General features: G+C 54.7%; 22 protein-coding genes, 1 other RNA gene and 1 pseudogene. 12 read left to right on the top strand and 12 right to left on the bottom strand.

Features of this window, described 5'->3' with window-relative positions; all coding sequences use genetic code 11:
- The 6 genes from ACLD9W_RS05830 to ACLD9W_RS05805 all read left to right on the top strand — a co-directional run bounded on the left by ACLD9W_RS05830 (window position 1) and on the right by ACLD9W_RS05805 (window position 7224).
- The gene (locus ACLD9W_RS05830; protein ID WP_410841139.1) at window positions 1–642 is read left to right on the top strand and encodes a PilN domain-containing protein; all 642 of its coding nucleotides are present in this window, start codon (window positions 1–3) and stop codon (window positions 640–642) included.
- Window positions 643–1272, top strand: coding sequence for a type 4a pilus biogenesis protein PilO (locus ACLD9W_RS05825; RefSeq protein ID WP_410841138.1), 630 nt, complete (start codon window positions 643–645; stop codon window positions 1270–1272). It abuts the gene before it with no gap.
- 13 nt (window positions 1273–1285) lie between these two features.
- Window positions 1286–1804 carry a pilus assembly protein PilP gene (locus tag ACLD9W_RS05820; protein WP_410841137.1) on the top strand — a complete coding sequence of 173 codons (519 nt, stop codon included), beginning with the start codon at window positions 1286–1288 and terminating at the stop codon, window positions 1802–1804.
- Window positions 1805–1823: 19 nt separating this feature from the next.
- Window positions 1824–3953: a type IV pilus secretin PilQ gene (locus tag ACLD9W_RS05815; protein WP_410841136.1), complete on the top strand. Its 2130-nt coding sequence runs from the start codon at window positions 1824–1826 to the stop codon at window positions 3951–3953.
- Window positions 3954–4074: 121 nt separating this feature from the next.
- Entirely contained in the window at window positions 4075–5277 is a 1203-nt protein-coding gene (gene trpB / locus ACLD9W_RS05810; protein WP_410841135.1) for a tryptophan synthase subunit beta, read from the top strand.
- A 69-nt stretch (window positions 5278–5346) separates the two neighbouring features.
- Window positions 5347–7224 carry a monovalent cation:proton antiporter-2 (CPA2) family protein gene (locus tag ACLD9W_RS05805; RefSeq protein WP_410841134.1) on the top strand — a complete coding sequence of 626 codons (1878 nt, stop codon included), beginning with the start codon at window positions 5347–5349 and terminating at the stop codon, window positions 7222–7224.
- A 387-nt stretch (window positions 7225–7611) separates the two neighbouring features.
- On the opposite strand, the gene ACLD9W_RS05800 is transcribed toward ACLD9W_RS05805, so the two are convergent.
- On the bottom strand, window positions 7612–8334 hold the full coding sequence (locus ACLD9W_RS05800; RefSeq protein ID WP_410841133.1) for an SDR family oxidoreductase: 723 nt from the start codon (window positions 8332–8334) through the stop codon (window positions 7612–7614).
- Between the two features lie 73 nt (window positions 8335–8407).
- Window positions 8408–9556: a polyamine ABC transporter substrate-binding protein gene (locus tag ACLD9W_RS05795; RefSeq protein ID WP_410841132.1), complete on the bottom strand. Its 1149-nt coding sequence runs from the start codon at window positions 9554–9556 to the stop codon at window positions 8408–8410.
- Window positions 9557–9824: 268 nt separating this feature from the next.
- On the opposite strand from ACLD9W_RS05795, the gene ACLD9W_RS05790 reads away from it, so the two are divergent.
- The gene (locus tag ACLD9W_RS05790) at window positions 9825–10337 is read left to right on the top strand and encodes an RNA pyrophosphohydrolase (protein WP_395428768.1); all 513 of its coding nucleotides are present in this window, start codon (window positions 9825–9827) and stop codon (window positions 10335–10337) included.
- Between the two features lie 168 nt (window positions 10338–10505).
- Here the strand turns inward: ACLD9W_RS05790 and ACLD9W_RS05785 are convergent, their stop codons facing one another.
- From ACLD9W_RS05785 to icd, 5 genes are all read right to left on the bottom strand, one after another.
- Window positions 10506–11339 (bottom strand): DUF4198 domain-containing protein, encoded by an 834-nt coding sequence (locus ACLD9W_RS05785; RefSeq protein WP_395428769.1) that lies wholly within the window; start codon window positions 11337–11339, stop codon window positions 10506–10508.
- Window positions 11340–11509: 170 nt separating this feature from the next.
- On the bottom strand, window positions 11510–12010 hold the full coding sequence (locus tag ACLD9W_RS05780) for a transcriptional regulator (RefSeq protein ID WP_395428770.1): 501 nt from the start codon (window positions 12008–12010) through the stop codon (window positions 11510–11512).
- Between the two features lie 60 nt (window positions 12011–12070).
- The gene (locus tag ACLD9W_RS05775; protein WP_410841131.1) at window positions 12071–13297 is read right to left on the bottom strand and encodes a pseudouridine synthase; all 1227 of its coding nucleotides are present in this window, start codon (window positions 13295–13297) and stop codon (window positions 12071–12073) included.
- Between the two features lie 261 nt (window positions 13298–13558).
- Window positions 13559–13921: a transfer-messenger RNA gene (gene ssrA, locus ACLD9W_RS05770) on the bottom strand.
- 114 nt (window positions 13922–14035) lie between these two features.
- Window positions 14036–15274, bottom strand: a complete 1239-nt coding sequence (icd, locus tag ACLD9W_RS05765; protein ID WP_410841130.1) for an NADP-dependent isocitrate dehydrogenase — start codon at window positions 15272–15274, stop codon at window positions 14036–14038.
- 169 nt (window positions 15275–15443) lie between these two features.
- Here icd and ACLD9W_RS05760 point away from each other — a divergent pair, with 169 nt between their 5' ends.
- Complete coding sequence (locus ACLD9W_RS05760) at window positions 15444–16004, top strand: pseudouridine synthase (RefSeq protein ID WP_410841129.1); 561 nt, start codon at window positions 15444–15446, stop codon at window positions 16002–16004.
- A 102-nt stretch (window positions 16005–16106) separates the two neighbouring features.
- Here the strand turns inward: ACLD9W_RS05760 and ykgO are convergent, their stop codons facing one another.
- The 4 genes from ykgO to ACLD9W_RS05740 form a co-directional block, all read right to left on the bottom strand.
- A complete protein-coding gene (ykgO, locus tag ACLD9W_RS05755; protein WP_009424886.1) occupies window positions 16107–16232 on the bottom strand; it encodes a type B 50S ribosomal protein L36 in 126 nt (41 codons plus the stop codon).
- Entirely contained in the window at window positions 16232–16507 is a 276-nt protein-coding gene (locus ACLD9W_RS05750) for a type B 50S ribosomal protein L31 (RefSeq protein WP_410841128.1), read from the bottom strand. Before ACLD9W_RS05750 ends, ykgO begins: the two co-directional genes overlap by 1 nt.
- A 192-nt stretch (window positions 16508–16699) precedes the next feature.
- On the bottom strand, window positions 16700–18010 hold the full coding sequence (locus ACLD9W_RS05745; protein ID WP_410841127.1) for a replication-associated recombination protein A: 1311 nt from the start codon (window positions 18008–18010) through the stop codon (window positions 16700–16702).
- Between the two features lie 348 nt (window positions 18011–18358).
- Window positions 18359–20605 (bottom strand): nitric-oxide reductase large subunit, encoded by a 2247-nt coding sequence (locus ACLD9W_RS05740; protein WP_410841126.1) that lies wholly within the window; start codon window positions 20603–20605, stop codon window positions 18359–18361.
- A gap of 346 nt (window positions 20606–20951) precedes the next feature.
- Here ACLD9W_RS05740 and nirK point away from each other — a divergent pair, with 346 nt between their 5' ends.
- The 3 genes from nirK to ACLD9W_RS05725 all read left to right on the top strand — a co-directional run bounded on the left by nirK (window position 20952) and on the right by ACLD9W_RS05725 (window position 23791).
- Entirely contained in the window at window positions 20952–22148 is a 1197-nt protein-coding gene (nirK, locus tag ACLD9W_RS05735; protein ID WP_410841125.1) for a copper-containing nitrite reductase, read from the top strand.
- Between the two features lie 242 nt (window positions 22149–22390).
- The gene (locus tag ACLD9W_RS05730; protein WP_410841124.1) at window positions 22391–22906 is read left to right on the top strand and encodes a c-type cytochrome; all 516 of its coding nucleotides are present in this window, start codon (window positions 22391–22393) and stop codon (window positions 22904–22906) included.
- Between the two features lie 138 nt (window positions 22907–23044).
- Window positions 23045–23791: a formylglycine-generating enzyme family protein gene (locus ACLD9W_RS05725; protein ID WP_410841123.1), complete on the top strand. Its 747-nt coding sequence runs from the start codon at window positions 23045–23047 to the stop codon at window positions 23789–23791.
- A gap of 91 nt (window positions 23792–23882) precedes the next feature.
- Here the strand turns inward: ACLD9W_RS05725 and ACLD9W_RS05720 are convergent, their stop codons facing one another.
- Window positions 23883–24245, bottom strand: coding sequence for a transcriptional regulator (locus ACLD9W_RS05720; RefSeq protein WP_410841122.1), 363 nt, complete (start codon window positions 24243–24245; stop codon window positions 23883–23885).
- Window positions 24246–24382: 137 nt separating this feature from the next.
- Between ACLD9W_RS05720 and ACLD9W_RS05715 the strand changes: the two are divergent.
- Window positions 24383–25038: pseudogene (locus tag ACLD9W_RS05715) on the top strand (hypothetical protein); the annotation flags it as partial.

The raw sequence follows: 25038 nt of genomic DNA, 5'->3' as shown, positions 1-25038 counted from the left end.
ATGACAGATTTAATTAAAATTAATTTGCTTCCCTACAGGGAAGAATTAAGCCAAAAGGAAAAGCAGAAGTTTAAAGTCATGATGATGACTGCCGGCTTAATCGGGATTGGTTTGGCAGGATTGGCTTTTGTAGGTCTAAATCAGGCTATTTCTTCGCAAGAAGCTAGAAACACATTCTTGGAGCAGGAAATACAAAAAACTGATGAAGCTATTAAAGAAATAGCAAGTCTTGAGGCAGAGAAAGCAGATTTCTTAGCTAAGAAACAGAAGGTTGAGGAGCTCCAGAATAAAAGATTTGAGGGTGCCCGCATTATAGATACATTGAATCAACTGCTTCCTGAGGGAGCCTATGTTCTTTCTATAGCTTCGCAAGATGGTGATTCTTATGATATTACTGGTAAAGCATCCAGTGATAACCGCATTGCTATGTTTATGAGAGCATTGCCGACAACAGGGATATTCAATCAACCAGAACTTCTTGGAATTGAGAAGACGGATAATGGTCAGAAATTTGTTATTAAAACAGTTTTGAACCCGTCTGCCGCGTCATTGGGCGATTCGGTAAGACAATCTGAAAATGAACAGGCAGCATCTTCTGCTTCAGATGTAAGTCAAAATAGTGCAAGTGCTACGGAGAAGTAAATGGCTAAGAACAACCAAAAAATCGATTTGCAAAATTTACATGAGTTGAATTTTGTATTTAAGATTTGCATCGCTGCTGCTTTGGTTGCAGTGATACTTGTGATTGGATATTTTGTGGTTTTCCAAGATCAGTTGGCTGAACTGGATTCGGCTAAAGCAAAAGAAGAGGAATTAAAACAATCGTATCAGGAAAAAAGTATAAAAGCGGCAAATTTAGAGAATTTAAAATCGGAATTGGCTGCGTTGCACACGTCTTTTAACCAGTTATTGCAACAATTGCCCACGGATAAAGAAATACCTAATTTGATTCAAGAATTGAATCAGGCGGCTTCAACAAATAATTTGCAGCTTGGTGCGCTTTCTCCACTTGATCCTGTAAACGATGGCGCTATTCAAAGATTACCCTATAAACTTTTAATAAGCGGCCAATATGATCAAATTTCAAAATTTGCTAGAGATGTTGGTGGGTTATCTCGAATAATTACACTGAGCCAGCTGAATATGTCCAAAGAAGACAAAACAGGGCAAATTAAATTAGAGGCTATTGCAAATACTTATAAAGCACGGCCTGCAGAAGAGTTGGCAGCAGAACAAGCTAGCGCAGCGTCCGCTGCGTCCGCAGCAAACTAAAATAGGGTCATAGATGATGAAGAAAATAATTTTACTATCCGCTTTTTTATGTTTATCTGCGTGTGATGATGAACCTGAAGATCTCAGAGTTTGGGTTGATGCTACCAAAAAAGAAGCAGAAAAAAAGGTGAAACCAGTGGAGATCCCGATTGGCGTTCCTGCTTTGACTTATACTCCGGCAATTCAACCTGTTTTGGATGCATTTAATAGTAAACGGTTGAGTACTAATCAAAAGGGTGTCAATGCGCCAGATTTAAACCGACCTAAGGAAGTGTTGGAGGCGTTTAATTTGGACAGTATTAAATATGTAGGCTCCTTTAAGAAAGCTGGAACTACTTCTGCTTTTGTAGAGGTTGAAGGACATGTTTATACAGTTGTTCCAGGTAATTATATTGGCCAAAATTATGGTAAGGTAACCAAGATTCAGGATGATGCAATCCTGATTACCGAATTAGTTGAGGATGCAAACGGCAATTGGACCTTTCGTCCTGCAGAGTTAATTTTAAGTAGTTCTGAAAAAACAGGAAATTAAATTTTAAGGGGTATTGGTAATGAATAAAGTTAAAACCATCAATAGTATATTTGCAATATTGGGATTGTCGTTCATTGGTCATGCGGCATATGCGGGAAATATAACCAACATCAATGTTTCCTCTATGCCGAATAATCAAAAAATTATTAAAATTAAATTTGATAAGGATGCGGTTTTACCCGTTGCGTCCCCGAGCGCTTTGCCTACCCAGTTTGTTCTTAATTTTCCTACTACAGGTGTTGGTTTGCCCCAACCTGTTTTGGAATATGAAGATTCCTTATTAAACCGGGTGGTGGCTGCTCAACAGGCGGACGGTCAGACTAAAGTTGTTGTCGGTTTAAACAAAAACGGGCGTTATACAACTGAAGTGAAAGGTAATGAAGTTTGGATTCGGATCAATGAATTTGTAGGTGCGCAGGCAAATGTCAAAGCCTCCCAACAACAGGTTGTAAACTCTGCTTCGACTGTTGATTTCAGAAAATCCGGTAAGTCTGAAGGTATTGTTGATATTTCTGTTCCGGGTTTTCAGGGGCAGCCTGATATTAAACAAAACAGTAGCGGCATTACGATCACTTTAAAAAATTATCCATTACCGACTCAGGCTCAACGCAATCTGGATGTAAGCGATTTTGGTACGCCTGTTCGTAATGTAATCATGAAAAGAATTGGCAACAATACTCAGGTTATTATTAAAAACCAAGGTGGTTGGTCATATAATCACAAAGTATCCGGAGGGCGAATTTCGGTAGAAATTTCTCCTAACACTTCCGCTGAAGTGAATGGTTTGCAATCCAATAAGTCAAAATCCTTTAAAGGTAATCGGGTTTCATTTGATTTCCAGGATGTTGATGTGCGTACCATCTTGCAGATCTTGGCAAAAGAGTCTGGGATGAATATTGTTGCCAGTGACAGCGTTACTGGTAAGATGACTCTTACTTTGAAGGATGTTCCTTGGGATCAGGCTCTTGATTTGGTAATGCAGGCTCGTGGCTTGGATATGCGTCGTTCCGGCAATATCATCAATGTTGCGCCAAGATCTGAATTTTTGGCTAGAGATAAAGAAGTTTTGACTCAACAGCGCGAAATCGATGAATTAGGTCCGTTGTATTCCCGCACATTCCAATTGAAATACAAGAATGTGGAGGAGTTCCGCAAAATTCTGAAATTGGATGATGACAGAAGGAATGATAATTCTGATGAGAGAAGAACTATTTTAAGTAAGAGAGGAAGTGCATTAATCGATCCCTCTACTAATACGCTAATTATTACTGATAACCCTGCAGTTCTACAAAAATTTGAGAAAATTTTGGAAGAATTAGATGTTCCTGCACGCCAAGTTATGGTTGAAGCTAGGATTGTAGAAGCATCAGATGGTTTTTCTCGTGAACTCGGTGTTAAGTTTGGTTATGCAGGATCCAATGGTAAGAACAGCTGGGGTAGTGATTGGGGTAATTCTATAGAGAATAAAAATGCTTTAGCTAAATCGCTTAGAGCTAGAAATGATCCTAGCTATAAACCTAATGGAACAACTGATGATAGATATCCTACTTGGACATTAAATCCAAATATTAATCTTCCGACGGTTGCGGCTACTTCAAGTTTGGCCTTAGTTCATTCGCTTGCATCGGGTGCTTTGGCATTGGAATTGTCGGCACAACAGGCACAAAATAAGGCTAAAATTATTTCTTCGCCAAGAGTTTTGACGCAAAACCGTAAAGAGGCTGTAATTGAAGCAGGTACGGAAATCCCTTATCAGGAAGCATCTTCCAGTGGTGCAACCTCCACCTCCTTTAAAAAGGCTGTTTTAGGTATGACTGTAACTCCTAATATTACTCCGGATGGTCAAATTATATTGGATATTAAAGTAAATAAAGATTCCGTAAATCGTAATTGTGGCTCTTCTGAACCCTGTATCGACACCAAGCGCTTGAATACCAGAGCAATGGTGGAAGACGGTGGTACTCTGATTTTAGGTGGTATTTATGAAGAGGAAAATTCCGATGGTGTCAGCAAAGTTCCGTTGTTGGGTGATGTGCCTGTGTTGGGTAACCTGTTCAAACACCGCTCCCGCAACAACAGCAAAAAAGAGCTGCTGATCTTTATCACTCCGCGCATTGTCGATAATGTCGGCAGCACGCTGCGTTACTGATAGCTTGGTTTGAAAATGGTCTAAGGTTGCTTTAGTCAGCCTTAGGCCATTAATTTGCTTGTTTCAAAAAAAATTCTGTAAGATTCAATTCGCTGTTAATTCAATACGAATAAAGGAAATTATGAAAAACTACCAAGCGCCCGACGAGCAGGGCTTTTTCGGCGAACACGGCGGACTGTATGTGTCCGAAACCCTGATTCCCGCTTTGAAAGAATTGGCCGAAGCCTATCAGGCGGCGAAAAACGACCCCGAATTTTGGGCACAGTTCCGTCATGATTTGAAACACTACGTCGGCCGTCCCAGCCCCGTTTACCATGCCGCGCGGCTTTCCAAGCATTTGGGCGGCGCGCAGATTTGGTTGAAACGCGAAGATTTGAACCACACTGGCGCACACAAAGTCAACAACACCATCGGTCAGGCGCTGCTTGCCAAACGCATGGGCAAAAAGCGCGTGATTGCCGAAACCGGCGCAGGGCAGCACGGCGTGGCCTCGGCCACCGTGGCCGCGCGTTTCGGCATGACTTGCGACGTGTACATGGGCGCAGACGACATCCAACGCCAAATGCCCAACGTGTTCCGCATGAAGCTTTTGGGTGCGAACGTCATCGGCGTGGAAAGCGGCAGCCGCACGCTCAAAGACGCGATGAACGAAGCGATGCGCGAATGGGTCGCCCGCGTGGACGATACGTTTTACATCATCGGCACGGCTGCCGGCCCTGCGCCGTATCCAGAAATGGTGCGTGATTTCCAATGCGTAATCGGCAACGAGGCCAAAGAGCAGATGCTCGAAACCGTCGGCCGCCAGCCTGATGTGGCCGTGGCCTGCGTGGGCGGCGGCTCGAACGCCATCGGCCTGTTTTACCCGTATATCGGCGAAGAGGGCGTGCGCCTTGTGGGCGTGGAAGCGGGCGGCTTGGGCGTGGACACCAAAGACCACGCCGCGCCGATTACCAGCAAAGCGCCCGTCGGCGTGTTGCACGGTTTCCGCAGCTATCTGATGCAGGACGAACACGGCCAGGTACTCGGTACGCACTCGGTATCCGCCGGCTTGGACTACCCCGGCATCGGCCCGGAACACAGCCACCTCGCCGACATCGGCCGTGTCGAATACACCGCCGCCAATGACGATGCCGCGCTGGAAGCCTTTGATTTGCTTTGCCGCTTCGAGGGCATCATTCCCGCACTCGAATCCAGCCACGCGCTGGCTTGGGCGGTGGCAAACGCGCCGAAAATGGGCAAAGACCAAGTGATTCTGGTCAATCTCTCCGGCCGGGGCGACAAAGACATCAATACCGTAGCCAAACTCAAAGGCATCGAAATTTGATTTTTCAGACGGCCTCCTCCGATGGAGGCCATCTGAAAGCCTCTTTATCAGAAGAAGACAAAACACACTATGACTGAAATATTGTTGTACACCTTCATCTATATGGCGTTTGCCGTCGGCGCGGTATTGATTTCGCAAAAACTGGGGCTGGGATCGGTATTGGGCTACCTGATGGCCGGCATCCTCATCGGCCCGGTATTGGGCTTCGTCGGCAAAGAAGCCGAATCCATCCAGCACGTTGCCGAGTTCGGCGTCGTCATGATGCTGTTTCTCGTCGGTTTGGAACTCGCACCGCAGATGCTTTGGCGGCTGCGCCACAAACTGCTCGGCTTGGGCGGCCTGCAAGTAGGGCTGACCCTGGCCGCAGTAGCCGCCATCGCCGTTGCGCTCGGGCAGAGTTGGCAGGTAGGCATTGCCATCGGCTGCATACTGGCCTTATCGTCCACCGCCATCGTCCTGCAAACCTTCAACGAAAAAAACCTGCTCTCGACACCGGGCGGGCAAGCCGGTTTTGCCGTCCTTCTCTTCCAAGACGTCGCGGCCATTCCCATGCTGGCGCTGCTGCCCCTGCTTGGTGTGGCGGCGGTTAGCGGTGGCGACGGACACGAACAGGCCAATATCATGGCCGGGCAGCCCGGCTGGGTAACGGCGCTGGTCAGCGTGGCCGCCATCGCCGTTATCGTTATCGGCGTGCGCTACCTCGTGCCCGCCACCTTCCGCTTCATCAGCAAAACGCGCCTGCGGGAAATGTTTACCCTGTTCACCCTGGCCGTCGTCGTCGGCATCGCCACCCTGATGTCCCTGATCGGCCTCTCGCCCGCCTTGGGCGCATTCATCGCCGGCGTCACTCTCGCCAACAGCTCCTACCGTCACGAAATGGAAAGCCATCTCGAACCCTTCAAAGGGCTGCTGCTCGGCCTGTTTTTCATCACCGTCGGCGCAGGCATGAACTTCGGCCTGCTCGGGCGCGAATTTTTGCTGGTTTTGGGGCTGACCGCAGGCACCATGCTGGTTAAAGCCGCGGTGCTGTTTATCTTGGGCAAACTCTTCCGCCTGCCTTCCGCCGCAGGCAAACTGTTCGCCATCAGCCTCGCGCAGGCCGGTGAATTCGGCTTCGTGCTGCTCTCCATCTCGCAACAAAGCAGAGTGCTGCCGCAGGCTCTGGCCGACCGCATCTCCCTGGTCGTCGCCCTGTCCATGCTGTTCACCCCGCTACTCTTTATCTTCTACGACAAAGTTATCGCCCCGCGCGCAATAGCGGCGGAAAACGAAAGCCGTCCGAACGACGAAGTGCACGAAGAAAACCCCATCATCCTGCTTGGACACGGCCGCTTCGGTCAACAAATCAACAGCATGCTCACCAGCTGCGGTTTCCATACCACCGTAATCGACCATCACGCCGAAACCGTTGAAGGCCTCACCAAATACGGCAGCAAAACCTACTACGGCGATGCCACCAGCCCCGAGCTGCTCAACTCCATCGGACTGGGCAAGGCCAAGCTGCTCATCGTTGCCATCGGCGACGACCAGCAATCGACCGAAGTCGTCGAATTTGTCCGCCGCCACTACCCCGACCTCACCATCATCGCCCGCGCCCACGGCCGCCAGCACGCCTACAACCTGCACCACGCCGGCGCCGACTTCATCGTGCGCGAAACCTTCGACGCCGCCATCCGCAGCGGCCGCATCGCCCTCGAAAGCCTCGGCGTATCGCAGGAGCGGGCAAAAGAACTGAGCGACTTCTACGCCGCGCGCGACCGCTACCACCTCTTCACCTTGTCCGAACTCTACGACCCCGAAGTCCCGCCGTTCGCCAATGAAGCCCTGATGGAAAAATCGCGCAAACTCGACGCCGAAACCGCCGGCATGATGCAGATACTGCTTAGCGGCGGCGAAGTCGAATGGCAGCGCGAAGCCGCCGACTGGGCGCATACCAAGAAAAACTGACCGCCGCAGCGGTTTGCGCCGGTAAGGCCGTCTGAAACCCGAATCCAAGGTTTCAGACGGCCTCTTATTTTTGCCCACACGCCTCCCCGCCAACTCTGCAACTGCGTGCGTTGCTGCGCAACACACCCTACCAGTTCGGCAAAGGCCGCCGGTTTGCGCGTAGGGTGTGCCGCCCCAGCGACGCACGCGTTTCTTGCGATACGGCCGTTCCCAAAAGGCCGTCTGAAAGCCTTAATCCGCTTTTCAGACGGCCTTTTCTTCGCCCACACGGTTTTTGCAAAGCCTCAAACTGCGTGCGTTGCCGCGCAACACGCCCTACCGGCGCGGCAAAGGCCGTCTGAAACCTTTGTTTCGGGTTTCAGACGGCCTTTTTCTTCTGCTGCCGCTTTACAGGAAAACCGTTTCGCCGCTGCGGCCGCGGCTTTCGCTGCCCAGCCAGTAGACGAAGGCGGGCATGATTTCGGCGAGGTCGCGGCGCTCGCTTTTGGCTTCGCCGGGGTGGGTTTTTTCCCGCTGCGGGGAGTTGACCGCGCCGGGAATCAGGACGTTGGCGCGCAGGTTGGGGAAGCGGCTCCATTCGTCGGCGATGCTGAGGGCGAGGTAGTTGAGGGCAGCTTTCGATGCGCCGAAGCCGCCCCAGTAGGCTTGCGGCGTTTCGCTGTGGCTTTCGCTGACGAAGACGACGGAGGCGTCTTCCGACTGCATCAGCAGGGGGGTGAAGGCACGGGTGAGTCCCATGGGGGCGACGGTGTTGATGCGGTATTGTTTGACCCAGTCGGCGACGGTTTGGAAGTTGAGAGGGGAGAGTGCGGCAAAATAGCTGGCGCTGTGGACGATGCCGTCGAGCCTGCCGCCCGTGGCTTCGGCGATGGTGGCGGCCAGTTGGGCGAATTCGTTTTCTTCGGCGGTGAGCAGGTCGAAGCAGACGGCGTAGGGTTCGGGCGAGCCGGCGGCGACGATTTCGTCGTAAACCTTTTCCATGCGTTTCTGCCGCCGTGCGATGAGGACGACGGTGGCGCCTTCAGCGGCGCAGTGTTTGGCGGCGGCGGCGCCTATGCCTTGCGAGGCGCCGGTAATCAGGATGGTTTTTCCGTTGAGTTTGCCTGTCATGGTTGCTCTCCGTGGTCGGGTTGGCGGGCGGCCGTCTGAAAAGCGGTTTGGTGCTTTCAGACGGCCTTCGGGGTTACTGTCCAGCTTTGAGCGCCTGCCACAGCCGTGTTTGCAGTTTGACGGTTTCGCGCGATTTGGGCAGGACGATGAAGCTGCGGGTAAGGGTTTCTTTGTCGGGGAAGACGGAGGGTTCGTTGGCGTATTTTTCGTCCATCAGGCCGCGCGCGGCTTGGGCGGCGGGGGCGTAGGTGACGAAGTTGCCGTTTTTGGCCGCCACTTCGGGGTTGAGGGTGTGGTTGATGTATTTGTGGGCGTTGGCGGCGTTGGGGGCGCCCATCGGAATCATGAAGGAGTCGACCCACAGGCCGAAGCCGCTTTTGGGGGCGAGGACGCGCAGTTTGATGCCGTTGCCCGCTTCTTCGGCGCGGTTTTTGGCGATGTTGAGGTCGCCGCCGTAGCCGACGGCGACGCAGAGGTTGCCGCTGGCCATGTCGTCGATGTAGCCGGAGGAGGTGAAGCGTTTGATGTCGCCGCGCACGCGCTGCATCAGGCGGTTGGCTTCTTCGAGATCGGCGGGGTTTTCGCTGTTGGGGTTTTTGCCGAGGTAGTTGAGGGCGAGCGGGTATTGTTCGGTGGGGCTGTCGAAGTAGCTGATGCCGCAGTGTTTGAGTTTGGCGGTGTATTCGGGATTGAAGACCAGATCCCATTCGTTTTCGGGGAGCTTGTCGGTGCCGAGGGCTTCTTTGACTTTGTCGGTGTTGACGGCGAGGGTGTTGATGCCCCAGAAGTAGGGAACGGCGTATTTGTTGCCGGGATCGACCTGTTCCATTTGTTTGAGCAGGGCGGGGTCGATGTTGGCGTAGTTGGGTATCAGGCTTTTGTCGATTTCCTGATAGGCGCCGGCCTGTATCTGGCGTCCGGCGTTGGAGATGGAGGGGGCGACGAGGTCGTAGCCGGAATGGCCGGTGAGCAGCTTGGCTTCGAGGGCTTCGTTGCTGTCGTAGAAATCGTAGCGCACGCGGATTTTTTCCGCTTTTTCAAAGGCGGCGACGGTGTCGGGATCGACGTAGTCCGACCAGTTGAAGATGTTGAGTTTGCCGGTGGCGGGCAGAGCGGCTGTGTCTCCGTCCGCCGCGCCCGCACTATCGGACGGGCTGTGTTCCGCGCCGCCGCAGGCTGCAAGCAGCAGGACGGTTGCGGACAGTAAAAGGGTTTTTTTCATTGTGTTTCCTCTTGTTCGGTAGGGTTGCGCGCGGGTGGCCGCGTGCCGCGCATTAAACGGCAAAACACCAGGCGGCGCAAGCGCTTGATGGGGTTTTGCCAACATTTTTTAACAAATGTTGCAGGCGGCGGAAAATGCGCGCGCAGGCCGTCTGAAAACGGGTTTTGCGTGCGGGAAAACGCGGGCCGCAGGCCGCCGCGCTTGCTTTTCAGACGGCCTTGAATATGGGAAAATCGCGCGCTTTAAAATTCAGCGCAGGGGCGGAATCATGTTGGACAGGGAAGGCTACCGTCCGAACGTCGGGATTATTTTGGTAAACGGGCACAACCGCGTGTTTTGGGGCAAGCGCGTGCGCGAGCATTCCTGGCAGTTTCCGCAGGGCGGCATCAAGCCGGGCGAGAGCCCCGAAACGGCGATGTACCGCGAACTGATGGAGGAAGTCGGCCTGCTGCCGCACCATGTGAAAATCCTCGGCCGCACGCGCGACTGGCTACGCTACGAAGTGCCGAACAACTGGGTGCGCCGCGAGTGGCGCGGTTCGTATAAGGGGCAGAAACAGATTTGGTATCTGCTGCGGCTGACCGGCCGCGAAAGCGACGTGCACCTGCGCGCCACCAGCCATCCCGAGTTCGACGGCTGGCGCTGGCACGATTACTGGGCGCCGATAGACGAAGTGATCGATTTCAAGCGCGGCGTTTACGAGGGTGCCTTGTCGGAGCTGTCGCGCTTTTTGAAAAATCTGGAAACGCGCGAAGAGTTTGTCCGACGAACGGCGGAGTGAAAGCAGAACGGAAGAGGCCGTCTGAAAACCCGTAAAACAGGTCTTCAGACAGCCTCTTTGTTTGTTTGACCGTTTGGCCGCTCTTCAATTGTTCAATCGGATTGCACTCAAAAGGCCGTCTGAAACCCCGTTTGGCGGTTTCAGACGGCCTTTGTGCTGCCTGCTTTATTAATGGTGGTGATGGTGGTGCGCTTCGGTGTGCGCGCGCTCCTGTCCCACGGGCATGATCAGCGTGGCGTAGGCGGCCGATTCGCCGCAGACTTTCGGATCGGCAAACGGCGCTTTGTGCACGACTTTCACTTTCCACAGTCCTTCCACCAGCGGCAGAACGTTGACCTTGCCTTCTTTGTCGGTTTTGCCGGAAAAGGCCTGCGGTTCGCGGTGGTCGTGTGCCGCCGCCAAATCGCGGGCGACAATGGTGTCTGCCGTGGCGGTGACGGTTGCGCCCGCCAGCGCTTTGCCCTGATAGAGGATTTGCACGGGGAAGAGCTGGCCGGGTTTGACCGTGTTCGGATTTGCCAGCGGCACGATTTCCAACATCTGGCCGACAGGGCGGGAGATGGCGGCTAAATCTTCCGCGCCGCCGACGTTCACCACGCTTTTGCCGAACATTTGGCTTTGCTCGCAGGACACGGCCGACGGGCGATCGGCCATGTTTTTCTGCTCCCATTTTCCTGCGGCGTCTTTCGACCAGAAAGTCGGCTTGTAGGTGGCGCTGATGATGTAGCTGCCTTTTTTCAGACGGCCTGATGCGTATTGGTAGTTTTCGCCCTGCTGTTTGAGCGCGGCGGTTTTGCCGTCGGGAGAAGTGATGTGCAGCGGCGCGAAAATGTGCAGGCGGTCGGCAGGGATTTTTTCCGCGTGCGGGAAATCGTGGCTGTATGCCAAATCGGCCTGCAAGGCTTCGGAAACGGACAGCTCAGCGGGCGCGTTCACCCAAACTTCGTGGGCATGGGCAAGAGCGGCGGTGCAGAGCAGGGCGGCTGGAAGGAGTTTCTTCATAATCTCTCTTTCTGGAAACGGATGGAAAACGGGCGCACGGATGCACGCGCGCGTTATGATATTACATTTTCAGTGCACAAGAAAGGGAAACGAAGGAGGGACGGGCGCAAAACATTCTGCCGCCGCGCAGACGGAGCGTGCGCGGCGGCAGAATGCGGCGTTCAGACGGCCTATTGCACGCGTTTGACGGGGAAATGGTAAACGTCGGGTGCGGCATACATTTTCAGGCCGTCGTTGCGGTCGAGCTGGATGAAGGACATCGCGCCGTCTGCGCAGCTTAAAGAAAGATTGACGCGCAGGTATTTTTTGTCGGCGCTGATTTTCGCCAATGCTTCTTGCAGGGGCGCGGAATAGGCTTCAGCTTCTTCTTTCGTGCCGTTGCGGTTTTGATCTTCGATGCTTGCGCGGATGCTTTTGGCGAGTTCGCGGCCGCTGGTGCGGTCGGTGTTGTGGACATAGCCTTTTTTGCGCTTGTCGCAGCCGGCTTTGATTTTGGCGAACTCTTCAAAACCGTGCGTGGCGATAACAAAGCGTTCCGCGGACGCTTGGCCGTTTTTGACAAGGGTTTCTTCCCAAGTGCCGTAGCTTTCGCGGTGCGGATTGCCTGCGGCCTGCGCGGCGGTGGCCAGTGCCAGCGATGCGCAGAGCAGGGCGGTTTTCAAGTGTTTCATGGGATGCCTTTTTGTCGGGGTGCAAGGTTTGACTTCTTTGCAGCTTCGTTTTCAGACGGCCTATTTCCTGCGCCGCCGCCCGCCTGGCAGACCCATGTCCGCCCATTTCACAATATTGGCTACTTCGGCGGGATTAAGCTCGTAAAATTGGCCGCGTTTGAGGCGGTTGGGCAAACCGATCGGCCCGAATCCCACGCGCACGAGGCGGCTTACTGTCAGCCCGAAATGCTCGAAAATGCGGCGCACTTCGCGGTTGCGGCCTTCTTTAATCACGACGCTGTACCATTTGTTTGCACCCTCGCCGCCCTGCTCGAAGATGCGTTCCACTTTGGCCAAACCGTCTTCCAGCATCACGCCTTCTTCGGTCAGCTCGCGCATCTGTTCGGCGGTCATTTCGCCCAACACGCGAACGGCGTATTCGCGTTCCACTTCAAAGCTGGGGTGGGCGAAACGCTGCACCAGTTCGCCCGATGTGGTGAGAATCAGCAGGCCGCTGGTGTTGATGTCGAGCCGGCCGATGGCGACCCAGCGGCTGCTGGCCGCCTGCGGCAGGCGGTCGAAAATGCTCACGCGGCCTTGCGGATCGTCGCGCGAGACGATTTCGCCTTCTTGTTTGTAATACAAAATGATGCGCGGCAGGCGGTCGGCCCATTTGAGTTTGATCACGCTGCCTTTGACGGTAACGTGGTCGTCGGGCGTAACCTTGTCGCCCAAGCCTGCGGTTTTGCCGTTGACCTGCACGAGGCCGGCGGCAATCCATTCTTCCATTTCGCGGCGCGAGCCGACACCTGATGCGGCCAGCACTTTTTGCAGGCGTTCGGGTTCGATGTGCGAGAGGTCGCTGCGGCGTTCTTTCAACTCGCGAGCGCGCTCCATGATTTTTTGGTTGGGATTGCGCACGACGAGTTTTTTCGCTTTGGCGGCGCGCTGTTTGGGGGCGCGGTTTTCGTGCGGCAGAAGGCCGTCTGAAACCTCCAGTCGGCCGTTTTCAGACGGCCTTCTGCCTGCGGCGGCGCGGTTTGCGAAGGGTTTTCCGTCGGTGTGTCTGCCGCGTGCCGATGTTTGACGGCTGTTGTTGTTTGACGAAGCCTGCCGAGAGCGTTCGGAGCGCTGTCGGTTTTCGCGCTGCGTGCCGTTTTCAGACGGCCTTTTGCCTGCGGTACGGGTTTCGTCGCGTGGAAAATCTTTGCGGCTTTCAGACGGCCTTTTCGCCGCGCGCGGTGTTTTGGCAGAGGCGGCGGACGCGCCGTCGCGCCATTGGCGTTTGCTGGTTTTCTGTTTCGGCATGGTGGTTCTCCTTAACGCACCGCCGCGCCGTGCGGCAGCCGTTCTTCTGCGGCTTGGCTTTGCCTTCGTGCGCCGAAAAAGGGCGGACGTGGACGGCAAATGCTTGGGCGGCAGGGGTTGGTAAAAAGATGCGGGCAGCCGCGCCGTATTGCGGCGGCTCGTGTTCGGACGGCCTGTCCGTCCGGTGTTCCGGGTATTAAAAACCGCCAATTCTTGTCGAACCGGCGGTTTGGGCTTTCCGGCACACGCCGGAAAAGTGTCTGGTGGAGGCGGGGGGAATTGAACCCCCGTCCGAAAGTCCTCTACAAAGCGTTCTACATACTTAGTCGTGTTTATTTGGAATCTCGCTTCCATTCCGCCAACCGACAGGCTGTTTGGAAGCCAGTTACCTTAAATCTTATTCCCTGCCAAGTAACCCGACAGGAAACCAGTCAATGTAAGATGACGTTGCGGCGGGTTGCCCCGCACAGCCCATTGACTAACTGCTGCAACGGCAGGCCTTAGGCGGCCAGTGCGTAAGTTTCGTCGTTTGCGACTATTTGTGTTCAGTGTTTTACGGGAAATCTGAGACCCCGGTATGCCCGCATCTGCTTCGCAACCCCCGTCGAAACCAAGATCGCCCCCAGATAGGAAGGGCGGATTATACAGGGGTTCGGCCGAAATTGCCATGAATGGGAAAAGGCCGTCTGAAAGCGCCCGGCGGGGTTTTCAGACGGCCTCTGTCTGCCTGCAAAGGGTTTACATGCGTTCGATCATCGCTTTGCCGAAGGCGGAGCAGGAGATTTCGTTGGCGCCGTCCATCAGGCGGGCGAAATCGTAGGTGACCTGTTTGTCGCCGATGGCTTTTTCCATGGCGCTGATGACGAGGTCGGCGGCTTCTTTCCAGCCTAGGTGGCGCAGCATCATTTCGGCGGAGAGGATCAGCGAACCGGGGTTCACTTTGTCTTGTCCGGCGTATTTGGGCGCGGTGCCGTGGGTGGCTTCGAAGATGGCGTATTGGTCGGAGATGTTTGCGCCGGGGGCGATGCCGATGCCGCCGACTTGTGCGGCCAGCGCGTCGGAGATGTAGTCGCCGTTCAGATTCAAAGTGGCGATGACGCTGTATTCGGCGGGGCGCAGCAGGATTTGTTGCAGGAAGGCGTCGGCAATAGCGTCTTTAACGATGATTTCTTTGCCGGTTTTCGGGTTTTTGAAGGAGCACCACGGGCCGCCGTCGATGGGCTGCGCGCCGAATTCTTTTTGCGCCAGCTCGTAGCCCCAGTCGCGGAAGCCGCCTTCGGTGAACTTCATGATGTTGCCTTTGTGTACGAGGGTGACGCTGGGTTTGTCGTTGTCGATGGCGTATTGGATGGCGGCGCGCACGAGGCGCTGTGTGCCTTGTTTGGAAACGGGTTTGATGCCGATGCCGGAGGTTTCGGGGAAGCGGATTTTTTTCACGCCCATTTCGTTTTGCAGGAAGGAGACGACTTTTTTGCAGTTGTCGCTTTCGGCTTCCCATTCGATGCCGGCGTAGATGTCTTCGGTGTTTTCGCGGAAGATGACCATGTCGGTTTTGCTCGGGTCTTTCAGCGGCGAGGGCACGCCGTTGAAGTAGCGCACGGGGCGCACGCATTGGTAGAGGTCGAGCTCTTGGCGCAGGGCGACGTTGAGCGAGCGGATGCCGCCGCCGACGGGGGTGGTCATCGGACCTTTGATGGATACGGCGTATTCTTTCAGGGCTTCGAGGGTTTCTTCGGGCAGCCAGACGTTGTCGCCGTAGACTTTGGTGGCTTTTTCGCCGGCGTAGACTTCCATCCAGTGGATTTTTTTCTCGCCACCATAAGCCTTGGCTACGGCCGCGTCGATTACGTCGATCATCACGGGGGTAATGTCGACGCCGATGCCGTCGCCTTCGATGAAGGGGATAATCGGGTTGTTGGGAACGGGTTGTCCGGCAACGATTTTTTGACCTTCTGCGGGTACTTTGATATGACTCATGGTGTCTCCTAAAAACGGGTTGATCATCTTCTTTTGGCTAATGCGTCCTGTTGGCCGCAACCGCGCGATTATGCTTGATTTTGTAAATTTTTGCTAGGGTGTCGTTTGTCTACGTCTATTCAACGCGTACAATCGCGGCCGTCTGAAAATATTTTTGTAAAGAAGGGTTATGGAGCATCTGATTGTTTTCAACAAGCCCTGCGGCGTTATCTGCCAATTTTCCGCGCACGAAAAACACCGCAGCTTGAAGGATTTTATCGACGCGCCGGGGTTTTATCCGGCGGGGCGGCTGGATACCGACAGCGAGGGGCTGCTGCTGCTCACCAACGACGGCCGTTTGCAGGCGCGGATTGCCGAGCCGAGGTTCAAGCTGGAGAAAACCTATTGGGCGCAGCTCGAAGGCAGCGCGGATGCGGACAAACTGGCCGCGTTTTCCCGACCGATGGATTTGGGGGATTTTACGGCGCGTCCGGCGAAAGTCCGTTTGTTGGACGCGGCGGAAACAGACGGGCTGTGGCCGCGCGTGCCGCCGGTGCGGGTGCGCAAAACGGTGCCGGATTTTTGGCTGGAAATTCGTATTTCAGAGGGGAAAAACCGGCAGGTGCGGCGGATGGCGGCGAAGGCGGGCTATCCCTGTTTGCGACTGGTGCGGGTGGCGGCAGGCCGTCTGAATCTGTTTGACTGTGGCTTGGCTTCGGGCGAATGGCGGTTTGCGCCGCATCTGCCGTGAGCGTCTGCAAACAGAAGCAGCACACGGACAAAGGCCGTCTGAAAATGGGTTTTCAGACGGCCTTTGCCCTGTGAACGCAACGTAATCTAAAAGGATGAAAGATTAACGCTGCCGGGCTTTGAAACGGGGGTTGCTCTTGCAGATAACGTAGACCTTGCCTCTGCGGCGGACGATCTGGCAATCGCGGTGGCGGGCTTTCGCCGTTTTCAGGGAGGATAAAACCTGCATTATTTGTCCTTTCTTAAAGCTTCCATCATGCCTTGGAAGCGTTGCTGGAATTTGCTGGCGCGGCCTTCGCTGCTGTATTCGCGGCGTTTGCCGGTGTAGACGGGGTGGGAGGCGGAGGAGGTGTCGAGCATAAAGACGGGATATTCGACGCCGTCGTGCCACGCCATGGTTTTGCCGTGCGTGTTGGCGCACGAGCGGATGAGCCAGCCTTCATTCGCGCCGCTGTCGAAAAAGAGCACAGTGCGGTAGTTGTCGGGATGGATGCCTGCTTTCATCGGATAATGCTCCTTGTTTGTTATGTCGTAACATAATAAATCGTAGACGAACTTGTGGCAAGTATCTTTACGTTTTTGTTTTTGCAAACGGAATGCGGCGGTTTTTTGTTATCTGCCGAACAGGGTAGGGTGGAAAAGGCCGTCTGAAAGCCGGAAAGCGGTTTTCAGACGGCCTTTGTGCGGCAGCATCTCTTAGTTTTTCTGCTCCGCTGCGTCGTCCAGCGATTTGAGCCATTCGAGTTTTTCGCCGATTTTGATTTCCAGCCCGCGCGGTACGGGTTGATAGAAATCGGGTTCGGCGAGGCCGTCGGGCATATAGCTTTCGCCGGCGGCGTAGGCGTGCGGCTCGTCGTGAGCGTAGCGGTATTCGCGGCCGTAGCCGAGTTCTTTCATTAATTTGGTGGGCGCGTTGCGCAGGTGTACGGGCACTTCGTCGCTGGCGTTTTCTTTGACAAAACGGCGCATTTGCTTGTAGGCCGTATAGCCTGCGTTGGATTTGGCGGCGGCGGCCAGATACAGCACGGCCTGCGCCAAAGCCAACTCGCCCTCGGGCGAGCCGAGCCGCTCGTAGGTGGCGGCAGCATCGTTGGCAAGCTGCATGGCGCGGGGGTCGGCCAGGCCGATGTCTTCCCAAGCCATGCGTACGATGCGGCGGGCGAGATAGCGCGGGTCGGCGCCGCCGTCGAGCATGCGGCAAAACCAATACAGCGCGGCGTTGGGGTGCGAACCGCGCACGGATTTGTGCAGGGCGGAGATTTGGTTGTAGAAACTTTCGCCGCCTTTGTCGAAGCGGCGGATTTGCGCGCCCAAACTGTCGGCGAGAAAGGCGGCATCAAGCGTATTCAGACGGCGTGTGGCGGCGGTGCGTAAGAGTTGTTCCAATAAATTCAACAATCTGCGCGCGTCGCCGTCGGCGGTGTTGATAAGCAGCTCCAGCGCGTCGGCTTCGATGGCAAAGCCCTGATATTCGGGCAGGGCGAGCACTTTGGCGGCGAGCTTGGCCAGATCGTCGGGCGAGAGCGCCTGCAACACATAAACCTGCGCGCGGCTGAGCAGGGCGGGGTTGACCTCGAAAGAGGGGTTTTCGGTGGTGGCGCCGATAAAGGTTAATAGGCCGCTTTCTACGTGGGGCAAAAATGCGTCCTGCTGGGCTTTGTTGAAACGGTGTACCTCGTCGACAAACAAAATCGTCGCGCGGCCTTGTTGCAGGGCGATCTCGGCCTTGTCGATGGCCTCACGGATGTCTTTCACGCCGGAAAATACGGCCGATACGGGCAGAAACTGGGCGTTGAAACTCTGCGCCAAAATCCGCGCCAATGTGGTTTTGCCCACGCCAGGCGGCCCCCAAAGCAGCATGGAATGCGGCTTGCCGCCCTCCACCGCCACACGCAGCGGTTTGCCCTCGCCAATCAGATGCTGCTGGCCGATCACGTCGTCCAATACGCGCGGGCGTAGGCGTTCGGCAAGCGGGGCTTCGGGTTCGCGGGCGAATAAATCAGACATGGCGGGACTTTCTTATCAATATGGCGGGATGGATTTCGGTCTTGCTAAGGCAGGGTTTTAACTTCGTTGAAGTTTCGCTTTCAGACGGCCTCAAAGCGGGAAGGTTCGGGTTTGCACGGCAAAGCCAACCCTGGAATTTCGGTTTGTTTTAAGAATTTGCGGGCGGTGTTGTGGACGACAAATTATGGCAAACCGCAGGTTACTATGTAATCACGGGGTGATAAAGCCCGAATGAAAAAAACCGAATCCCGCGTGGTACGGGATTCGGTTGTTAATAGCCGTTGATGTTGCCTGCCGACTTGGCGGGTTTGATATTCAGACGGCCTTTATGGCTTCAACTGCCAAACCTTATTTGGCGGATTTGCCGAAACCGAATACGGTTTTGGTAGCCTGCCATGCGAAGCAGCAGCCGCCGCCGATGAAGATCAGGTCGGACAGGGTGCGGATCCAGCGCAGGGTTTCCAGCAGATCTTGTTGCATGAAGCCTTCGCTGCGGGCATACCACAGGCCGTGGGTGATGCTGGCAGCGGCCTGAATGGCGCCGACGGGCAGCAGGCTGGTAGCGATCATACCGACGAGGCCGCCGTTAAGCATCCAGAAGCCCCAAGTCATGAGGTTGTCGTTGAACTGATCGTTCGGTTTCAGGTAGAGGGCGACGAGGAGGACGAAGCCCAGCGCCAGGAAGCCGTATACGCCGAACAGTGCCGCGTGGGCGTGTACTGCGGTGGTGTTCAGGCCTTGGATGTAGAACAGGGAGATCGGCGGGTTGATCAGGAAGCCGAATACGCCCGCACCGATCATGTTCCAGAAGGCCACGGCCACGAAGCACATCAGCGGCCAGCGCAGGCGTTTCGCCCACGGAGCAGCGTTTTGGTAGGACCAGTGTTCGTACGCCTCACGACCCAAAAGAATCAGGGGCACAACTTCCAACGCGGAGAAACATGCGCCGATGGCCATCGAAGCAGAGGTAGAACCCGAGAAGTACAGGTGGTGCAGCGTACCGGGAATACCGCCGAGCATGAAGATGGCGGCTGCGGCCAAAGTGGCGGCAGTGGCGGTGTTGCGGCGCACGAAGCCCATGTTGAAGAAGATGAAGGCGAAGGAGGCGGTGGCGAATACTTCAAAGAAGCCTTCCACCCACAGGTGAACCACCCACCAGCGCCAGTATTCCATTACGGCAATCGGGGAATGCTCGCCGTAGAACAGGCCGGGTGCGTAGAACAGGCCGACGCCGAACATGGAAGCCACGAAGATGGCCAGCAGGTTTTTGTCGGTGTTTTTCTCTTTAAACGCGGTGAAGGTGCAGCGTACCATCAGGAAGAGCCACAGAACGAGGCCGACCATCAGCAGAAGCTGCCAGAAACGACCCAGGTCGAGGAATTCGTAACCTTGGTGGCCGAACCAGAAGTTCAGGGCGGCGGGCATATTGTCGCTCAGGGCGAGGAAGTTGCCGCCGTAAGAGCCAAGCACCACGATAAAGAGGGCGATGTAGAGGAAGTTGACGCCTGCGCGCTGGAATTTCGGATCTTTGCCGCCGTTGATAATCGGGGCAAGGAACAGACCGGCGGTCAAAAAGCCAGTGGCAATCCAGAAAATGGCGGACTGGATGTGCCATGTGCGCGCCAAGGCGTAGGGCAGCCATGCGGAGAAATCAATGCCGTAGAAATGCTGGCCTTCGATGGTGTAGTGCGCGGTCAGGCCGCCGAGCAGGGTTTGTGCGACAAACAGGGCGACGGTCAGGAAGACGTATTTGCCCAATGCTTTCTGCGACGGAGTCAGTTCGATCTTAGCCAGCGGATCTTCGGCGGGCGGCTGCACTTCTTCGTGTTTGGTCAGGAAGGAGTAGCCCCACAGCAACAGGCCGATACCGCTCAGCAGCAGCACGATACTGGTGAACGACCACATATAGTTTTCGGTGGTCGGCACGTTGTTGATCAGTGGCTCGTGCGGCCAGTTGTTGGTGTAGGTAAAATCCTTGTCCGGACGGTTGGTTGAAGCGGACCATGCTGTCCAGAAGAAGAAGTTGGTCAGTTTTTTACGTGCTTCTTCACTAGGCAATGTATTGTTTTTCATTGCAAAGTTGTCACGTGTCTGAACCATGGAGGGATCGTTGCCGTAAAGGGTGATGTAGTACGGGGCAACCGCATCAATCGCTTTTTTACGGGTTTCGCTGATGACCACTTTGCCGTCTTCTTTCACACGGCTTTGGTTACGGTATTCGTCAGCCAGCTGGGTACGCAGAACGGACTGTTGGGATGCGTCCAGCTCTTCGTATTTTTTGCCGAATTGGTCTTGGGCGGTGAAGTCCAACCAGGCAACCAGTTCGCGGTGCAGCCAGTCGGCAGTCCAGTCCGGAGCCTGATAGGCGCCATGACCCAGAATTGAGCCGACTTCCATGCCGCCGGTAGACTGCCAGGCAGACTGACCGGCCAGAATGTCGTCTTTCGTCATGACGACCTGGCCGGAGGTGGTTACGATTTGCTCGGGATAGGGCGGAGCCTTTTTATAGACTTCCGACCCCATGTAGCCGAGGATGGTGAAACAGACAGCCAGTACTGCGAAGAGCAGATACCAAAGCTTTTTATACTGTCCCATAATTAAGCTCCTAGGGTGGTTGTGTTAAAAATTCATGAAATATGAATGTTAAAAATTGTAGCATGACTGGACGGGGAAATAAAGCAGGATGCCGTGCAACCGTATTTTTTCGGCAACACGACGCGCAATAGGAAAACTGTTTCTTTCCGTTTAAAAAAACGTCCATTACAATTAAGCTGATTTTTCCGTAGTTTAAGACATATTACCTTTGTGTTGGAATGGGTAAAGCAAACGAAATGAAACGTTAATACCGCTTGTTTGATTTATATCAAATAGGTGTTAAGGTGGGTAATCCATAATTGCCCTACGTAAATTGTGAACGTAACCCAGTAAAAGGAAAGTAACTATGAAACGCCAAACCCTAGCTGCTTTGATTGCCGCTGCATTTGCACTGGCAGCCTGTAACGACGATAAACAAGCTCCCGCGCAGCCTGCTAACGACAGCGCTCCTGCGGCGGCACAAACCGCTTCTGAAGCGCCTGCCGCTTCTGGACAGCAGAGTGCCGAAGCCGATGTTCCCGTTGATCAGCTGCCGGTTATTGAAGCTGTGATGACACACGCTCCGGAAGCGCCTCCTCCCGTTAACCGCGACCATGCCGCTCTGGTTAAAGTCAAAATGGAAACCATCGAAAAAACCATGAAAATGGCCGACGGCGTGGATTACACCTACTGGACATTCAACGGCGATGTTCCGGGTCAGATGATCCGCGTACGCGAAGGCGATACCGTAGAAGTGGAATTCTCCAACAACCCGTCTTCCACCGTTCCCCACAACGTTGACTTCCATGCTTCTACCGGTCAGGGCGGTGGTGCCGAAGCGACCTTTACCGCTCCCGGCCGCACTTCCACTTTCCGTTGGAAAGCGCTGCAGGCCGGTCTGTATATCTACCACTGCGCCGTTGCGCCTGTAGGTATGCACATCGGTAACGGTATGTACGGTTTGGTGTTGGTTGAGCCGAAAGAAGGCCTGCCGAAAGTGGACAAAGAGTTCTACATCGTTCAGGGCGACTTCTACACCAAAGGCAAATACGGCGAGCCCGGCCATCAGGCATTCAGCATGGATAAAGCCATCCGCGAAGATGCCGACTATGTCGTATTTAACGGTCATGTAGGCGCGATTGCCGGCGAAAACGCCCTGAAAGCCAAAGTGGGCGATACCGTCCGCATGTATGTCGGTAACGGCGGCCCGAACTTGGTATCTTCTTTCCATGTAATCGGCGAAATCTTCGACAAAGTATGGGTTGAAGGCGGTAAAACGATTAACGAAAACGTACAAAGCACCCTGATTCCTGCCGGTGGCGCAGCTATCATCGAATTCAAAGTCGATACCACAGGCAGCTTCACCATCGTTGACCACTCCATCTTCCGTGCGTTCAACAAAGGTGCGCTGGGTCAGCTGGTTGTCGAAGGCGAACACCAAGACAACATCATGACCAAAAAACTGAGCGACAACGCCTACCAGCCTGCCGGTGGCGAAGCCTCTGCCGCATCCGCAGCAGCTTCCGCACCTGCCGCTTCCGGCGCTTCTGCCGAAAGCAAATAAAGTCGGCACATCCGGCTGGGCAACCGGCCGGATACAGGCTCAAAGCGATACGAGGCATCCGCATTCTTGGATCAGGCCGTCTGAAAATATCCGCGAGGGTATCGACGAACGGATATTCAGGCATACGGATGCCTTTTCTTTACCACAGGCAAGCCGAAAACCGGTCTGCCCGAACGCATCCCGATACCGCCGGACAATACCGAAAACAAACAACCGGCGTCACAATCGCAAAGGAATACATCATGAAATACGCACAGCCGTTTGCCGCCGCACTCTGCCTGCTGCTTGCTGCCTGCAACGGCGGGGAGAAACAGACCGCTGCTCCAACGCCTTCCGAACAGCCGTCCGCGGCTTCGAGGCCGTCTGAAAACACACAGGCGGCAGTGTCCGAGGCATCCGCCGCACAAGCCCCTGCCGAGGTCGAAGTGCCTGCGCACCTCAAAGCAGGCAAAGACATCTACGACAAACGCTGCAAAGCCTGCCACGGCATCGACGGCAAAGGTTCGAACGCCGCCCTGCCGCCGCTTGCCCAAGCCGACTATTTCGCCGGCGACAAAATGCAGCTTGTCGCCTCCGTTACACGCGGCATACGCGGCAAAATCACCGTCAATGGCAAAGAATACGACGGAATCATGCCCTCCTTCCCCATGAAAGATGAAGAAGTGGCCGCCGTCGCCACCTATGTATTAAACTCGTTCGGCAACGGCGGTGGAGAAATCAGCACCGAAGAAGTGGCCGCCTACCGCAAAGCAAAATAAATATAGCGAATCAAAATAAAAAATCTACGGCGTTGCTGCGCCTTGTCGTACTACTTGTACCGTCAGCGGCTTGCTGTCTTGTATCTTTTTCATTTTGATTCACTATAAACCCGACAATCCACCCGAAGAGAGCGCAACATGAAAAAAACCGTACTTTGCAGCCTGTCCGCCCTCCTGTCCGCACTCGCGGCGGCAGGTGAAATGGCCGACCTGCCCGGCGGCACCTACCGCCCCCTCTATCTTGCCGCCGATGCCCCGTTGGCCAAAGTCGGCGCCTTTAAAATGGACAAACTGCCCGTTACCAATGCCCAATTCTACGAATTCGTCAAAAAAAATCCCCAATGGCAGCGCGGTAAACTCGGCAGCAAACAGAGCGACCGCCACTACCTCTCCCATTGGTTCAAAACCGCAGACGGCTACGCCCCGCAGAAAGCCGACCTGAACAAACCCGTCGTCTTCGTTTCCTGGTTCGCCGCCAACGCCTACTGCACCGCGCAGGGCAAACACCTGCCCACCATCAACCAGTGGGAATTCGCCGGACAGGCATCCGAACTCAAACCCAACGGCGCCAACGAAAAAGCCTACCGTGACACCATCCTCAACTGGTATGCCCAAGGCAGCCGCAACGGTCTGCGCGAAGTAGGCCGTCTGAAACCCAACTACTGGGGCATCCACGACATGCACGGTCTGATTTGGGAATGGACGGAAGACTTCAACAGCAGCCTGCTCAACGCCGGCGGCGTCGATGCCTCCATGTTCTGCAGCGGCGCAGCGGCCGGAGCGACCGACCCCAGCAACTACGCCGCCTTCCTGCGCTACGGCTTCCGCACCAGCCTGCAATCCAAATTTTCCGTCCACAACCTGGGCTTCCGCTGCGCGCAGTAAAATTTTTACACCGAAAAGCAAAAAGGCCGTCTGAAAACATTTTTTTGTTTTCAGACGGCCTTTTCGCCGCTTTCAGACGGCCTCCCGCTCCTTATCCGCTTTGATGCAGCAGCACAATCAAAGCACGGCGTTTTTCCGGTGGCAGCGCGCGGAAATACGACAACAAAAGCAGCTCGTCCGCCGAAACGCTGCCGCAATCGAGCGCCATCCTGCCGTGGCGCAACCATTCCGGGCTGGTGTCCAGCCATTTTGCCAGCGTATCGATTTTGTCCGCAGTCGGAATCGAACGCCCCGTCAGCCAATGGTGGAAAGCCTGCGTGCTCACCGGCTGGTTGGGATGGCGCAGATTGAAACGGTTGGCCAGGTTCGCGCCCGATAGCGTATCCAGTCCCGCCAGCTTGAGCGCGGTTTGCAGTCTTTGGCTGAAATCCGCCTTGTCTTGTTCGGTATGCATAAGCGGCGGATTATGTATAAGCGTCTGTCGTGAAATTTAAACAGAAAGGTTAGTAATTTAAACTTAACTGTTTACAAATGTAAAGAAAACGTAGACATAATCCATAACACATTACCAACCATATAGGGAATCATACTATGTCTTTACAAAAAGTCAGCGCACTAACCGTTATCGCCCTCAGCCTCGCCGCCTGCGGCGGAGGCAGCGGCAGCCCCACTGCCAAATCCGCCCCTACCGCTCCTTCGGTCAAACCAGGAAACCAGTCGAAAAACGACGAAGCAAAAAAAGCGGAAGAAAAACGCAAAGCTGAGGAAGCCCGTAAAGCCGAAGAAAAACGTAAAGCTGAAGAAGCCCGCAAAGCGGAAGAAAAACGCAAGGCTGAAGAAGCCCGTAAAGCCGAAGAGGTACGTAAAGCTGAAGAAAAACGCAAGGCTGAGGAAGCTCGTAAAGCCGAAGAGGCACGCAAAGCCGAAGAAAAACGCAAGGCTGAAGAAGCCCGAAAAGCTGAAGAAGCCCGTAAAGCTGAAGAAAAACGCAAGGCTGAGGAAGCCCGTAAAGCCGAAGAGGCACGTAAAGCTGAAGAAGCACGTAAAGCCGAAGAAGCCCGTAAAGCTGAAGAAAAACGCAAGGCTGAGGAAGCCCGTAAAGCTGAAGAAAAACGCAAGGCTGAGGAAGCCCGTAAAGCCGAAGAGGCACGTAAAGCCGAAGAGGCACGTAAAGCCGAAGAGGCACGTAAAGCCGAAGAGGCACGTAAAGCCGAAGAGGCACGTAAAGCCGAAGAGGCACGTAAAGC

The organism is Neisseria sp. WLZKY-1 (assembly GCF_046546535.1).
GTDB lineage: Bacteria > Pseudomonadota > Gammaproteobacteria > Burkholderiales > Neisseriaceae > Neisseria.
Note: the sequence above shows the minus strand (reverse complement) of the source record. Positions and strands in the feature narration are given on the sequence as shown.

What these genes read in the sequence shown, in the direction of transcription:
- ACLD9W_RS05830 (WP_410841139.1), top strand. Translation starts at nt 1, where the DNA reads ATGACAGATTTAATTAAAATTAATTTGCTTCCCTACAGGGAAGAATTA.
- ACLD9W_RS05825 (WP_410841138.1), top strand. Translation starts at nt 643, where the DNA reads ATGGCTAAGAACAACCAAAAAATCGATTTGCAAAATTTACATGAGTTG.
- ACLD9W_RS05820 (WP_410841137.1), top strand. Translation starts at nt 1,286, where the DNA reads ATGATGAAGAAAATAATTTTACTATCCGCTTTTTTATGTTTATCTGCG.
- ACLD9W_RS05815 (WP_410841136.1), top strand. Translation starts at nt 1,824, where the DNA reads ATGAATAAAGTTAAAACCATCAATAGTATATTTGCAATATTGGGATTG.
- trpB (WP_410841135.1), top strand. Translation starts at nt 4,075, where the DNA reads ATGAAAAACTACCAAGCGCCCGACGAGCAGGGCTTTTTCGGCGAACAC.
- ACLD9W_RS05805 (WP_410841134.1), top strand. Translation starts at nt 5,347, where the DNA reads ATGACTGAAATATTGTTGTACACCTTCATCTATATGGCGTTTGCCGTC.
- ACLD9W_RS05800 (WP_410841133.1), bottom strand. Translation starts at nt 8,334, where the DNA reads ATGACAGGCAAACTCAACGGAAAAACCATCCTGATTACCGGCGCCTCG.
- ACLD9W_RS05795 (WP_410841132.1), bottom strand. Translation starts at nt 9,556, where the DNA reads ATGAAAAAAACCCTTTTACTGTCCGCAACCGTCCTGCTGCTTGCAGCC.
- ACLD9W_RS05790 (WP_395428768.1), top strand. Translation starts at nt 9,825, where the DNA reads ATGTTGGACAGGGAAGGCTACCGTCCGAACGTCGGGATTATTTTGGTA.
- ACLD9W_RS05785 (WP_395428769.1), bottom strand. Translation starts at nt 11,339, where the DNA reads ATGAAGAAACTCCTTCCAGCCGCCCTGCTCTGCACCGCCGCTCTTGCC.
- ACLD9W_RS05780 (WP_395428770.1), bottom strand. Translation starts at nt 12,010, where the DNA reads ATGAAACACTTGAAAACCGCCCTGCTCTGCGCATCGCTGGCACTGGCC.
- ACLD9W_RS05775 (WP_410841131.1), bottom strand. Translation starts at nt 13,297, where the DNA reads ATGCCGAAACAGAAAACCAGCAAACGCCAATGGCGCGACGGCGCGTCC.
- icd (WP_410841130.1), bottom strand. Translation starts at nt 15,274, where the DNA reads ATGAGTCATATCAAAGTACCCGCAGAAGGTCAAAAAATCGTTGCCGGA.
- ACLD9W_RS05760 (WP_410841129.1), top strand. Translation starts at nt 15,444, where the DNA reads ATGGAGCATCTGATTGTTTTCAACAAGCCCTGCGGCGTTATCTGCCAA.
- ykgO (WP_009424886.1), bottom strand. Translation starts at nt 16,232, where the DNA reads ATGCAGGTTTTATCCTCCCTGAAAACGGCGAAAGCCCGCCACCGCGAT.
- ACLD9W_RS05750 (WP_410841128.1), bottom strand. Translation starts at nt 16,507, where the DNA reads ATGAAAGCAGGCATCCATCCCGACAACTACCGCACTGTGCTCTTTTTC.
- ACLD9W_RS05745 (WP_410841127.1), bottom strand. Translation starts at nt 18,010, where the DNA reads ATGTCTGATTTATTCGCCCGCGAACCCGAAGCCCCGCTTGCCGAACGC.
- ACLD9W_RS05740 (WP_410841126.1), bottom strand. Translation starts at nt 20,605, where the DNA reads ATGGGACAGTATAAAAAGCTTTGGTATCTGCTCTTCGCAGTACTGGCT.
- nirK (WP_410841125.1), top strand. Translation starts at nt 20,952, where the DNA reads ATGAAACGCCAAACCCTAGCTGCTTTGATTGCCGCTGCATTTGCACTG.
- ACLD9W_RS05730 (WP_410841124.1), top strand. Translation starts at nt 22,391, where the DNA reads ATGAAATACGCACAGCCGTTTGCCGCCGCACTCTGCCTGCTGCTTGCT.
- ACLD9W_RS05725 (WP_410841123.1), top strand. Translation starts at nt 23,045, where the DNA reads ATGAAAAAAACCGTACTTTGCAGCCTGTCCGCCCTCCTGTCCGCACTC.
- ACLD9W_RS05720 (WP_410841122.1), bottom strand. Translation starts at nt 24,245, where the DNA reads ATGCATACCGAACAAGACAAGGCGGATTTCAGCCAAAGACTGCAAACC.